Source organism: Pirellulales bacterium, assembly GCA_036490175.1.
Lineage (GTDB): Bacteria > Planctomycetota > Planctomycetia > Pirellulales > JACPPG01 > JACPPG01.
The window spans coordinates 1-13581 of sequence record DASXEJ010000370.1; the positions used below are offsets into that span (position 1 = coordinate 1).

General features: G+C 59.8%; 11 protein-coding genes. 10 read left to right on the forward strand and 1 reads right to left on the reverse strand.

All coding sequences use genetic code 11. The features are described from left to right. Positions 1 to 96: 96 nt before the first annotated feature. A complete protein-coding gene (locus tag VGG64_28385) occupies positions 97 to 228 on the reverse strand; it encodes a hypothetical protein (GenBank protein ID HEY1603552.1) in 132 nt (43 codons plus the stop codon). A gap of 576 nt (positions 229 to 804) precedes the next feature. Here VGG64_28385 and kdpF point away from each other — a divergent pair. The 10 genes from kdpF to VGG64_28435 all read left to right on the forward strand — a co-directional run. Then, positions 805 to 897: a K(+)-transporting ATPase subunit F gene (kdpF, locus tag VGG64_28390; protein HEY1603553.1), complete on the forward strand. Its 93-nt coding sequence runs from the start codon at positions 805 to 807 to the stop codon at positions 895 to 897. Then, positions 894 to 2696 (forward strand): potassium-transporting ATPase subunit KdpA, encoded by a 1803-nt coding sequence (gene kdpA / locus VGG64_28395; GenBank protein ID HEY1603554.1) that lies wholly within the window; start codon positions 894 to 896, stop codon positions 2694 to 2696. The genes kdpF and kdpA overlap by 4 nt, the downstream gene beginning before the upstream one ends. 61 nt (positions 2697 to 2757) lie before the next feature. Next, a complete protein-coding gene (gene kdpB / locus VGG64_28400; protein HEY1603555.1) occupies positions 2758 to 4845 on the forward strand; it encodes a potassium-transporting ATPase subunit KdpB in 2088 nt (695 codons plus the stop codon). 12 nt (positions 4846 to 4857) lie between these two features. Continuing rightward, positions 4858 to 5451 (forward strand): potassium-transporting ATPase subunit KdpC, encoded by a 594-nt coding sequence (kdpC, locus tag VGG64_28405; protein HEY1603556.1) that lies wholly within the window; start codon positions 4858 to 4860, stop codon positions 5449 to 5451. 123 nt (positions 5452 to 5574) lie between these two features. Further along, positions 5575 to 8289 (forward strand): sensor histidine kinase KdpD, encoded by a 2715-nt coding sequence (locus VGG64_28410; protein ID HEY1603557.1) that lies wholly within the window; start codon positions 5575 to 5577, stop codon positions 8287 to 8289. A gap of 141 nt (positions 8290 to 8430) precedes the next feature. Next, positions 8431 to 8808: a hypothetical protein gene (locus tag VGG64_28415; protein ID HEY1603558.1), complete on the forward strand. Its 378-nt coding sequence runs from the start codon at positions 8431 to 8433 to the stop codon at positions 8806 to 8808. Positions 8809 to 8893: 85 nt separating this feature from the next. Then, on the forward strand, positions 8894 to 9592 hold the full coding sequence (locus VGG64_28420) for a response regulator (protein HEY1603559.1): 699 nt from the start codon (positions 8894 to 8896) through the stop codon (positions 9590 to 9592). 266 nt (positions 9593 to 9858) lie between these two features. Further along, positions 9859 to 10824, forward strand: a complete 966-nt coding sequence (locus VGG64_28425) for a C-terminal binding protein (GenBank protein ID HEY1603560.1) — start codon at positions 9859 to 9861, stop codon at positions 10822 to 10824. A 133-nt stretch (positions 10825 to 10957) separates the two neighbouring features. After that, a complete protein-coding gene (locus tag VGG64_28430) occupies positions 10958 to 12574 on the forward strand; it encodes an Nramp family divalent metal transporter (protein ID HEY1603561.1) in 1617 nt (538 codons plus the stop codon). A gap of 11 nt (positions 12575 to 12585) precedes the next feature. After that, positions 12586 to 13581 (forward strand): FGGY family carbohydrate kinase (locus VGG64_28435; protein ID HEY1603562.1); only part of this gene is annotated, 996 nt, incomplete at its 3' end.

A 13581-nucleotide genomic window follows, 5' to 3' on the forward strand; every position in this document is an offset into this window, starting at 1 on the left:
GCGCAGCAACGAAGCGCAAGCCCGTGAATGCCTGCTCCGCGTCCTGACCCACAACTTAATGATCCTCACTTAATTCCATCAGTTTTCAACAGAGCACTACGCCATCAAACACTGCATCGCGATATACGTGGCCACGCCGACGATGCCGGCCACGGGATACAGGTCTGCCAGGCAGAAGTGCCACTCTTCACGCGGGGTGTCGGGTTTGGTTTGCGGATGGCGAAGCATTGCGTCTCTCCTATCGTGCACATCAAGCAAACGCACGAGCGTATCGCTGGCTGTGCTTACCATGTTCTGCCCCACAACAAAATTCTACGCGGCGCCTCGTTCAAACGAGCGCAGATAAGTTGTCAAATCATCAGCCACGTGCGCCATCAAAGCGCAAACGAGATTTTTTTCACGGCGCTATGACAGCGCGAGGCTCAACTAGTTAGTCGTCGCCGCAAGTGGCCAACTTGTACATTGCGAGGCCATATTTGCGCATTATTGATGCACTGTCCCGCCGTATTGACGTCGCGTTTGCAACTTAGTGACAGGCCTGACGCTACAATTGCACTCAGATTCGTAAGCAGGGACCTGCGTCATGGCGAAAGCTCGTTTGCGAGCGTAGCCGCTAAAAACTCTGACCCTGTGAGATCAACCATGTCGATGTCCATCATGATGAGTCGCGTCGTCGCAATCGGACGCGAAGGACATTTCTAGGAGCGTTTCCGATGGATGCAACATTTCTGGTCCTGGGCACCGCATTCTTCGCGCTGTCGTGGGGACTTGTGGTCTTATGTGACAAAGTACGGAGCTAGGCATATGAACCCGCTGTATATCGTCGGCGCGGTCATATCCGCGCTCCTGCTGGTCTATCTGACCGTGGCGCTACTGAAACCGGAGTGGTTTTCATGAACCTCTATACGTGGTTGCAAATCGGCCTCTATTTGCTCGTACTGGTGGCGCTCGCTAAGCCGCTCGGCCGATTCATGGCGAACGTGTTCGACGGCAAGCCATGCGGTCTCGATGTAGTTCTCGGGCCGCTCGAACGATTGATTTACCGCATTGCCGGTGTGCGCGCCACGGACGAGATGAATTGGAAGAGCTACGCCGGTGCGATGCTGTTGTTTAACTTCATCGGCTTCGTGGTCGTATACGGCATGCAACGCACTCAGGCATGGCTGCCGCTTAATCCGCAAGGCTTTGCCAATGTCACGCCTGATTCGTCGTTTAACACAGCTGTGAGCTTTGCCACGAACACCAATTGGCAAGGTTACGGCGGCGAATCGACGATGAGCTATCTGACGCAGATGCTCGGTCTGAACGTGCAAAACTTCGTATCGGCCGCGGGCGGTTTAGCCGTGTTGGCTGCCATGATTCGCGGCTTTCGTCGCCGTCCAGAACCCGTCGCCGGCCAGGAAAAAGCCGTTTCGCATGGCGAAGGTCTGATTGGCAATTTCTGGGTCGATCTGACCCGCAGCACTTTGTACATTCTGCTCCCGCTGTCGATCGTGTTGGCCGTCTTTCTGGTCTCGCAGGGTGTCGTGCAGAACTTCGCGCCATATCAAACGGCGCAGCTCGTGCAGCCTATCAAGGATGCCGAAGGCAAGCCGGTGGCCGAGCAGACCTTGCCATTAGGGCCGGCCGCTTCGCAAATCGCGATCAAGCAACTGGGCACCAACGGCGGCGGCTTCTTCAATGTCAACTCGGCGCATCCATACGAAAACCCGACTCCGCTGGCCAACTTCTTGGAACTGTTGGCGATCCTCGTAATCTCGGCCGCACTTTGTTACACGTTTGGAGTAATGGTCGGCGATACAAGGCAGGGATGGGCTGTGCTGGCGGCGATGCTCGTCATTTTCGTCCCCTTGCTCCTCGTATGCGCCTTTGCCGAAGAAGGGGGCGTTCCGGCATTTGCCGCGTTGGGCGTCGATCAGCAGCCGAGCGATAGTCAGCCCGGTGGCAACATGGAAGGCAAGGAGGCACGCTTTGGGATCGGTCCCTCGGCGCTGTGGGCGGCGGCCACGACAGGAGCCTCGAACGGCAGCGTCAACAGCATGCACGATTCTTTCACGCCGCTGGGAGGGCTCGTTCCCATGTGGCTGATGCAGTTGGGAGAAGTGATCTTCGGCGGGGTTGGTAGCGGGCTATACGGCATGTTGGCATTCGCCATCATCACGGTCTTTGTAGCCGGATTAATGGTCGGGCGCACGCCCGAATACCTGGGTAAGAAGATCGAAGCCTATGAGATGAAAATGGCTTCGCTCGTGATTCTCTTCCCGCCGCTGGTGGTGCTGGTCGGCACGGCCATCGCGGTTGTCGCACCGGGAGGGCTGGTGCAACCCAGTGGGGCACCCACAATCCCTAATCCAGGACCGCATGGCTTCAGCGAAGTGCTGTATGCCTTTTCTTCGGCCGGAAACAACAACGGGAGCGCATTCGGCGGGCTGAGCGCGAACGTGCCGTTCTACAACACGGCGCTGGGTATCGCGATGCTCATCGCGCGCTACTGGCTGGCCGTACCGATCTTGGCGATCGCCGGCTCGCTGGCCGCCAAGAAGGTCACGCCCACAAGCGCCGGCACGTTGCCTACACACCAACCTTTGTTCGTGGTATTGCTCGCCAGCATCGTGATTGTCGTCGGCGCCTTGACGTTCATTCCCGCCCTGGCGCTGGGGCCCATCGTCGAACACCTGCAAATGATCGCCGGTTAACAAGCCGCAGTGCACAAAATACACAACGAGGCCCACAGCGGGCATCTCAAGGGAGTCGTTCATGTCCAGGCAAACGCAAGCAAGACCCTTGTTTGATCCGCCGATCGTGCGGCGGGCGATAATCGAATCCTTCCTCAAGCTGAACCCTCGACGGCAACTGCGCAATCCCGTCATGTTCACCGTGCTGGTTGGCAGCGCGCTGACCACGGCACTATGGATACAGGCACTGCTAGGCAAAGGAGAAGCGCCGGCGACGTTCATCTTTTGGATTTCGCTGTGGTTATGGTTCACCGTACTGTTCGCCAACTTCGCCGAAGCTATGGCCGAAGGGCGCGGTAAGGCCCAGGCCGACGCTTTGCGGCGCGCCCGTCAGGATGTGATGGCGAAAAAGCTCAAAGAACCGCGCCGCGATGCACGCCGCGATAGCGTTTCGGCCACGACGTTACGTAAAGGGGACATTTTGCTCGTGGAAGCAGGAGACCAGGTGCCCGCCGATGGTGAAGTGATCGAAGGGATCGCCTCGGTCGACGAAAGTGCCATCACCGGTGAAAGCGCGCCGGTGATCCGCGAGAGCGGCGGCGATCGTAGCAGCGTTACCGGAGGCACGCGCGTCCTGTCGGATTGGCTGATCGTCCGCGTCGGAGCCAATCCTGGTGAGACCTTTCTGGATCGCATGATTGCCTTGGTAGAGGGGGCGAAGCGGCGAAAGACCCCCAACGAGATCGCCCTGGACATTTTGCTCGCGGCACTGACGATCGTTTTTCTGCTGGCCTGCGTGACCTTGCTGCCGTTTTCGCTGTATAGCGTGCACTCGGCCGGTCAAGGCGCGCCGATTACGGTGACGGTATTGGTGGCTTTGCTTGTCTGTTTGATACCGACCACGATCGGCGGCCTGCTGTCGGCCATCGGTATCGCCGGCATGGATCGCATGATCCAGGCCAACGTGATCGCCACGTCAGGGCGCGCTGTGGAAGCGGCCGGAGATGTCGATGTGCTGCTGCTGGATAAGACCGGCACGATCACGCTCGGCAATCGCCAGGCGGTCGAGTTCATACCGTCCGAGGGCACCGACCTCGCGTCGCTAGCGGATGCGGCGCAACTGGCCTCGCTGGCAGATGAAACGCCCGAGGGACGTAGTATTGTGGTGCTGGCGAAAGAAAAGTACGGCTTGCGCGGCCGTGACCTCGAGCGCAATCAGGCCGAGTTCATACCTTTCTCGGCCCAGACGCGTATCAGCGGCGTCGATCTCGACGGCCGGCACCTGCGTAAAGGGGCCGCCGACGCGATCGAATGTTATGTCAATCAGCGCGGCGGTTCGATGCCCGCATCGTTGCGGCAACGCGTCGACGGAATTGCCAAACAGGGTGGCACGCCCTTGGTCGTGGCCGAAAACGATCGCGCCTTGGGCGTGATTTACTTGAAGGACATCGTCAAAGGTGGAATCAAGGAACGGTTCGCCGAGTTGCGCCAGATGGGGATCAAGACCGTCATGATCACCGGAGACAATCCGCTGACGGCAGCTGCCATCGCCGCCGAGGCGGGCGTCGATGATTTTCTGGCGCAAGCCACGCCCGAAACCAAGCTGAAGCTGATACGCGAATATCAGGCCGGCGGCCGCCTGGTCGCAATGACCGGTGATGGCACGAATGACTCCCCGGCACTCGCCCAGGCAGATGTGGCCGTGGCGATGAACTCCGGCACGCAGTCGGCCAAAGAAGCCGGCAACATGGTCGATCTCGACTCGAACCCGACTAAGCTGCTCGAAATCGTCGAGATCGGCAAGCAATTGCTGATGACGCGCGGATCGCTAACGACGTTTAGCATCGCCAACGACGTGGCCAAGTATTTTGCAATCATTCCGGCCGCGTTTGCCAGCACTTATCCGGTGCTCAATAAGCTGAATGTCATGCATCTTGCGACGCCCGACAGTGCCATCCTCTCGGCGGTGATCTTCAACGCCCTGATCATTGTGATGTTGATTCCCTTGGCGCTGCGTGGCGTCCGGCATCGTCCGGTAGATGCCTCGCAGTTGTTGCGAGACAATCTATTAATTTACGGTCTAGGCGGTCTGATTGTGCCCTTCATCGGCATCAAAGTGATTGACGTGCTGTTGGTAGCCGCCGGGCTGGCGCAAGCCACTAGCACCTGAGAAAGGAGATCTATGTTCCGTCATATTCGTGCCGCGATTGTGATTTTCGTAGCTCTCACGCTCGTCACGGGCGTAGCGTACCCGCTGGTTGTCACCGGGATCGGCCAGACTTTGTTTCCGCGCCAGGCGCAAGGCAGCTTTGTCGAGCGCGACGGTGTCGTACTTGGTTCCGAGTTAATTGGCCAACAGTTCGAAGGCCCGGAATATTTCTGGGGTCGTCTGTCTGCCACCGGACCGATGCCGTACAACGCCGCTGCCAGTAGTGGTTCAAACCTGGGCCCCACGAATCCTGCACTCGTCGACGCCGTGAAGGCGCGCATTGCGGCACTGCAAACGGCCGATCCGGAAAACACCGCCAAGATTCCCGTGGACCTGGTGACCTCGTCAGGCAGCGGGCTCGATCCTCATATTAGCCCAGCCGCCGCCGAATATCAGCTCGCGCGCGTCGCCAAGGCGCGGAAGCTCGCTCCGCAAGAAGTTCGCTCGTTGGTTGCCAAGCATACCGCGGGGCGCTCGCTGGGCATGCTCGGCGAGGCACGCGTCAATGTGCTGCTCGTGAATCTCGACCTCGACAAGGTCACGGCCGACAAGACCGGTGGCCTATAATATCGTGGGGGCAGTTTGGGGTCGGTCGGCCGTAGCGTCTATCCTCGCAGACAATGAGGTCGCAACCGCTTTGTGTCTGTGCCGGTGCTGGAAGGGACACGAGTCGTTTCTGGGTGATCGTTCATGGCCGAAGACCGACCCAATCCCGACGCCTTGTTGGCGCGCGTACAGGCCGAGGAGGCTCGTAGCGCGCGCGGCAAGCTGAAAATCTTCTTCGGTGCGGCGCCCGGCGTCGGTAAGACCTACACCATGCTCGAAGCCGGCCGCAAGGTGGCCAAAGAGGGGGTCGACGTACTGGTCGGATATGTCGAGCCGCACGTTCGGCCCGAGACCCACGCGTTGCTTATGGGTCTCGACGTGCTGGCCCGTCGCACCATCGAATACCGCGGCACCAAGCTTATCGAGTTCGACCTCGAGGCGGCGCTCGTGGCCCATCCGCAGCTTATCCTCGTTGATGAATTGGCGCACACGAACGCCCCCGGCGTCACCCATACCAAGCGCTGGCAGGATGTCGAGCGATTGCTACAAGCCGGCATCGATGTCTACACGACTCTCAATGTCCAGCATCTGGAAAGTCTCAACGACGTGATCGCCCAGATCACAGGCGTGATCGTTCGCGAGACCATTCCTGACGCCATCTTCGATCGGTCGGACGAGGTCGAGCTGGTCGATCTGGCCCCGGACGATCTCATCGAGCGGTTGCGCGAGGGGAAGGTCTATCTGCCCGATCAGGCCAGCCTGGCAATCGAGAGCTTTTTCAAAAAGGGCAACCTGATCGCGCTGCGCGAGCTGGCGTTGCGCCGCATGGCGGAACGCGTCAACGCCCAGATGCAGGACTATCGTTCTCTGCACGCGGTCGTTCGCACTTGGCCCACGTCCGAGCGACTGTTGGTCTCGGTCGGTCCCAGCCCCCATTCCACACGCCTGGTGCGTGCAGCACGACGCATGGCCGCCACGCTGCATGCGCCCTGGGTGGCGGTATATGTCGAGACGGCTCAGAGCGTACGCCTAAGCAAAGAGGATGCTGATCGCATTGCGCAAACCCTGCATCTCGCTGAGGAACTCGGTGCCGAGACGGCCACGATCAGCGGTGCCCACCTGGTGGACGGGCTTCTGGACTACGCCCGGCATCGCAATATTACCAAGATCGTCGTTGGCAAGCCGCAGCAGGCGCGGTGGCAAGAATGGTTGCGCGGGTCAATCGTCTACGAATTGACGCGCAAATGCGGAGACATCGACGTCTACGTGATTAGCGGCGACTTCGAGCAACAACCGTTTGCGCGATCCCGCTCAGCCCCCGTTCCCTTTTCGCCGCTCGGTTACTTGGGCGCCTTGTTGGCCGTGTCAGCCTGCACGGGCGCCGGTTGGCTGATGACCCCCAGGTTCGCCCTAGCGAACATCATCATGGTGTACCTGCTTGGTACGATCGTCGCTGCCGTGCAATTTGGCCGCGGGCCGTCCATTCTGGCGTCGATCTTGGGTGTTGTGGCGTTCGATTTCTTCTTTGTGCCTCCACAACTCACGTTCGCCGTTTCGGACACGCAATATCTTGTCACTTTTGTCGTAATGCTGCTGACCGGGCTGGTGATCAGCACTCTCACGTCGCACGTCAAGTTCCAGGCCGAATCTGCTCGCAAGCGCGAGCAGCGCACCGCGGCGCTCTATGCGATGAGTCGCGAACTCGTCGAAGCCACGACGACGCCCCAGCTAGTCGACGTGGCGGTCAAGCATATTGCCGAAGTTTTCGAGAGTGAAGTGTTCCTGTTTTTTCCCGATCCAGTCCGCCGCGGTCCGGTAACCATCGCGCCGGTCCCTTCGCCGTTTTCGACGGCCACGCTCACGGACCATGACTTGGGAGTGGCGCAATGGGTCTTCGACAATGGCGAGCGGGCCGGCCGTGGTACGGATACGTTGCCGTCAGCCTCGTCGCTATTCGTGCCGCTACGAACCCAAGGCGCGATCGTCGGTATCTTGGGAGTGCGGCCGCGCCATACCGATCGCGAATCACTGCTAAGTTCGGATCAGACGCGGCTCTTGGAAACCTTCGCCGGTCAGGCGGCGCTGGCCGAAGAACGCATCCGCTCGGCACGCGACGCACAGCAAGCCAAGTTGGAAGTCGAGGCCGAGCGCCTGCGCAGCTCGCTATTGAGCGCCGTATCACACGATCTGCGCACACCGCTAGCCGCGATAGCCGGCGCTAGCAGCACGCTGGTCGACGGCGAGGGGCTCGACCAGCAGACCCGGCACGAGCTGGCCGTATCGATCTATGAGGAATCCGAGCGTCTCAATCGCCTGGTAGCTAATCTGCTGGACATGACAAGGCTCGAAGCCGGCGCACTACAGGTCCGCAAGGAATGGCAAGTCGTCGAGGAAGTAGTGGGCGTCGTGCTAAACCGCCTTTCGCGCCGGCTGCAGCACTACCATTTAGTGACCCGGCTGTCGCATAGCTTGCCGCTGGTGCCGTTCGACCCCTTGCTGATCCAACAAGTCTTGACGAATCTGTTGGAAAACGCCATGAAGTGTACGCCAGAAGGGGCCGAGATCTCGCTGTCGGCCGAAGTCGCGGGCGGGGACGTGCAATTCGACATCGCCGATCGTGGGCTCGGCCTCGTGCCCGGCGAAGAGGAGCATGTTTTCGAGAAATTCTATCGTTCGATACGCTCGCAGAGCGGTTCTGGCGTAGGATTAGGTCTGACGATTTGTCGCGGCATCGTCGAGCTGCACGGCGGCAGAATCTGGGCCAGAAACCGACCCGACGGTGGCGCTTGCTTCAGCTTTACGTTGCCGCGCGGCGAGTCGCCTCCAGCTGTGCGGGCTGAAGGTCCGGCGCTATTGTAATGGGAACCCACCTGCGACCACTTTATGTATGTCGTCGACGTAACTTTGGTGACCAATGGCTGAAGTAATTAGTGTTATGCAACCTCGATTCCTGTCATCTGACGTTCGCAGCGATAATACAAACCAGGTGCGGGCGAAAGCATGGCGCTAGATTTCTATTTAGGTTCCGAGCCCAAGATTGTGTTTAGCTGTGAGGACGATGGATACTATTGGTTCATGCACCCGCTGCTCGAAGAACTCGCCACGCGGACTGGCCAGTATATCGACCTTTACGGAGGCGCGTCGTTCGCAGGGGAGGATCTCATGGCCCTGCGTGAAATCGTTGAGAGAGTAGGTCAAGAGGTAGCGACGATGCCTGAGAAATGGGACGTGCAAGTCGGCACTCTGCTCGTCTCGCCTCCGACTCCGCTATATGCACCGGTCGAGAAAGGCGAGTTTCACCGACGCTTATCGGATCTCGGTCAACTCGTCGACGACGCAATCATGCAAGAGACGATGATACGTTGCATCGGTGACTGATTAGCTTGGCTCGCATCGTGACTAACGGCGACCAATTTGTATCGCTACCCGTAACGCCTGGAAATGCCAAAGCGATCCTCATCTCATGGCGGTCGACGGACCAAAAATCTTGATCATCGAAGACGAGCAGGAAATCCGGCGTTTCCTGCGGGCGTCGCTGGCGGCGCACGGGTTTCGCTTCGTCGAGGCCGAAACGGGTCAGCAGGGACTAATGCTCGCGGCCAGCCAGCAGCCCGATTTGATCGTGCTTGATCTGGGCTTGCCCGATATGGATGGCATCGATCTGATCCCGCGCATACGGGAATGGTCGTCGCTGCCCATCATTGTCCTCTCAGCCCGCGGGCAAGAGCGTGAAAAAGTTGCCGCCCTCGACGCCGGGGCCGACGACTACCTGACAAAGCCCTTCGGCATGGGTGAACTGCTAGCTCGCATGCGCGTGGCACTGCGCCATTCTCTACGTCATGGCGCGGAAGGAGAGAGCCCCGTCTTCACGGTCGATCAGTTGACGATCGACCTCAGCAGCCGCCAGATCACCACCCACGGTAAGGACGTTCACCTCACTCCCACCGAGTTTCGTTTGCTGGCCACCCTCATCCGTTACGCCGGCAAGGTAGTCACCCACCGCCAGTTGCTCAACGAAGTTTGGGGACCCGACAGTCTCGACGAGACTCATTCGCTGCGGGTCTACATGGCCAAGCTCCGCGACAAGATCGAGCAAAACTCGGCCCGCCCGCGCTATCTACTGACCGAGCCCGGCGTAGGCTATCGCCTGGTCGCCGAGTAGCGCCGTCGACGGAAGCTTACGCAACGTCGGCACTGCTGTGGGCATGGCAACCGGTCGTGCGTAAGAGCATTCAGATGAGTTTGGACTCGTCAGCGCCAAGTCAGGCAAGTGCCATACCGCGCTGCATCTACTGCCGCGGTGCCAGCCGAGCCAGCGGTTTTCCATTCGTCCCTTTACAATTGTGGCTTCCGTCGCGAGTTTATCATACAATCTGACCATCGCCGCGGGGGCCGACCGAGTCTTTCCAGCGTTTTCAGGGTCTTAGCATGCCGAAAGTTGCCATCACGGACTATACATTCTCGTCGCTCGACATCGAGTCAGCGATCCTTGAGCCCCTGGGTGTCGAGGTGGTTTCCTGGCAAGAAAAGCGCACTGCGGCCGAGTTGCCGCAGTTGGTCGCCGACGCCGAGTACATCATTACTCAATTTGCGCCTTTGACGGCCGACGTTATCGCTTCACTGACGCGTGCCAAGGTCATTGTTCGCTATGGCATCGGGGTCGATAACGTCGATCTCGAAGCGGCCCGCGTCAAGCGGATCCCGGTCTGCAATGTGCCGGATTACTGTATACCCGAAGTCGCCGACCAGACGCTGGCTTTCATCTTGGCCGCGACTCGTAGTGTGACCGCGAATTCGTCGGCGGTGCATGACGGCCGGTGGGGGCTAGCAGTGCCGCTCGACCAGATGCGTACGCTGCGCGATCTGCAAGTGGGTGTCGTGGGCTTCGGTCGCATTGGTCGCGCCGTCGTCCAACGGCTGCTGGCCTTTGGCTGCCAGGTGCTGGTGCATGACCCGGTGGTCAGCGCCCACCAGATCGAAAGCGCGGGCTGCGTGTCGTGCGGTTTGGACGAACTACTGGCGACGGCCGATATTGTTACGTTGCACTGCCCCTCGACTTCCAGCACGCGCGGCATGATCAATCGTGAATCGCTGGCGAGGATGAAACGGGGCGTAATTTTGGTCAACGTGGCCCGCGGTGACCTTATTGATACGGCGGCTCTGGTTGACGCCCTGCGCGAGAAACGTGTATCCGTGGCAGCACTGGATGTGTTTGCTCCTGAGCCGCTGCCTGCCGGTCATCCTCTCCTCGGTCTGGACAATGCTATTCTGGCGGCACACATTGCCTCGACCAGCGTGCGGGCCGTGCGCACCTTGCGCGAGACGGCCGCCGGCATCGTCGCCAAGGCGATTCGCGGCGAGCCGCTGCCAAACATCGTCAACGGAGTGTCCTGATTTAGTGCTCCCCTGGGCTATTTACAAACGAGTCGCTGGGCGTCTGTAGCAGAAGAAAGGTGTTCGAATACGTTTGCGTGGGCGATGGTGTCAACACGGGCGGGCCCGCACGGGCCGAGGGTGGCAACCTCCGATGGCGAACCAAACAACCTTAAGTGCTGATCTACCGCGCACCTGCCTGCCTGACTGGGGCGTGGCCGATTTGCCACAGCCCCCCGCGCTATCCTGGAGACATTGGAGCCGCTTCATCGGGCCCGGCATCGTGATGATGGGGATTCAGATTGGCGGCGGCGAGTGGTTATTCGGACCTGAGATCACGGCGCGCTACGGCGGCGGTCTGATGTGGATCGCCACGGTCGCGATCGTCTTGCAAGTCTTCTACAACCTGGAATGTGGCCGCTACGCGCTGTATTGCGGTGAGCCGGTGTTCACAGGCTTCATGCGCACCAGGCCCGGCCCGACATTTTGGATCGGATTCATCTTCTTGCTGAACATGGGGGCCCTGATTCCGGGACTGTCGACGCATGCCGCGGCAATGGTGGCGTCGCTTGTACTCGATCGTCCGCCGCTGGCCGAAGATCGACCGATGGTCACCACGCTTGCCTATGTATTGTTGGTTGTCGCCGTGTTGCCGGTGTTGGCCGGCGGCAAGATCTACAACATGCTGCAATGGGTGATGACGACCAAAGTTGTGGTCGTGCTCGGCTTTTGCCTGGTCGTCGGATTGGTATGCGTCAGTGCGACGAACTGGGGCAAGATCTTTGGCGGATTTCTCAAGTTTGGCACCGTGCCGACCCTGGCCGCTGATGGACAAGAGACCACAGTGAATCTCTTTACCCATCGCTACACCGAAGGGAACTGGCCGCTGGTGGCGCTCGGCAATATCGCCGTGCTCGGCGCGTTCGCCGGCTATGCAGGTGGCGGAGGGTTGGGCAATGCGACCTACAGCAACTTCGTCCGAGACAAAGGTTGGGGCATGGGCCAGAAAGTGGGCGCCATTCCCAGCGCCGTCGGCGGACGAAACGTCAGCCTCAGCCACGTGGGCAAGGTTTTCCCACTGAGTCCACAAAACCTGGCGCGATGGCGTGGTTGGTGGCGCTACGTGTTCACAGACCAGGTGTTCATTTGGGGCCCAGGATGCGTAATGGGCATGGCACTCCCCGCGCTGTTGTCATTGCAATTCGCGGAGCATTCCACGCTTGCCGGTCAGAATCTAGATTGGTCCCAAGCCCTCATAACGGCCGATGGTATCCGCCATGCACCGCAATTTGCCTCAGGGGCCGCCGGGCTGTTGTGGACCGTTACCGTCCTGGTCGGACTGCTGGTGATGATGCCCAGCCAGATGTCGATCGTCGACGATTTCAGCCGCCGCTGGACCGACATCCTTTGGTCTGGCAACCGCCGCGTCCGCGAATCCATGTCGGGCAATCAGGTGCGCAAGGTCTACTACACGATCCTCGGGCTGTACGTATTATGGTCGCTCATCTGCGCCTACTTGTTCAGCACCTATGGCACGCCCAAGCTAATGACCATCGTCATCGCCAACTTGAACAACCTGGCGATCGGCGCGACGGCTGTACATTTGCTGTGGATCAATTGTCGGTTGCTACCGCGCGAACTACGGCCACGCTGGTATCACCGGTTGGGTGTGGCTGGTTGTGCTGTGTTCTATCTTGGGTTGGCACTATTGGTGTTTTTGAATAAGCAGTTACCTGAATTGCGAAATTGGCTCGGCTCGCTGGCAGGTTAAGAGAACGCAGCATGTCGTTTGTGGCACTGGATATTGGCACGTCGTTCATTAAAGGAGCGATTCTCGACACGCGCGCACGCGCCGTTCGTCATGTGCGCCGCGTGCCATTCCCGGCCCCGGTTGCCGGCTTGCCGCCTGCCCATGTCGAAATCGATCCGCGGGCGGTGACCGCGGCCGTCGAGCAGCTGATGGGCGAACTCGCGCCATTGGCCGACGCATGTCAGGGTGTGCTGCTGTGCGGACAGATGGGCGGCATAATTCTGATTGATGCCGAGGGCCTGCCGAGAACAAACTATATTTCGTGGCGTGACCAGCGTGTGTTGGAACCGTGTACTGCAGGTGGCACGAACGCTGCCGGCCGCACAACCTGGCTTGATCGGGTTGCCGGACTCATTTCTCCAAATCGGCTTGCCGAATTAGGCAACGAGTTGCGCCCTGGTTCGTGTACCGCGTTGTTGCATTGGCTGGCACATTGCCGGCCCGACGTCACATCCCGCGCGATCCCAGTTTCACTGCCGGCGTTCGTGGCCGGTCATCTCACCGGCAAGATTCCGGCCGAAGATCCTACGATCGCCATTGGCGGCCTGGACGTGCGCACTGGCCAGTGGCATCGTCAGGCGCTTGCCGCGCTGGGGATCGACGGCTTCGAGTGGCCCGTAGTCGACGCGCACCGAGCCGCCATCGGCCGGGTGCATGTCGGCGGCGCACAGGTCCCTTGCTTTCCCGCGGTTGGCGATCATCAGTGCGCACTTTTGGGTGTGGGGCTCGAAGTCGACGAGTTGTCGATCAATGTTTCGACCGGATCACAGGTCAGCCGTTTGGCCCAGCAGTCTCGTCCAGGACCCTACCAGGAGCGTCATTACTTTGATGGTTGCCTGGTGCAGACAATAACACACCTGCCTGCCGGCCGGTCACTCGATGCACTGGTCGCGCTACTGACCGAATTGCCGCGTGCCCAGGGGCTAACATGCCCAGATCCGTGGTCCTACATTGCGGAAAAAGCTGTC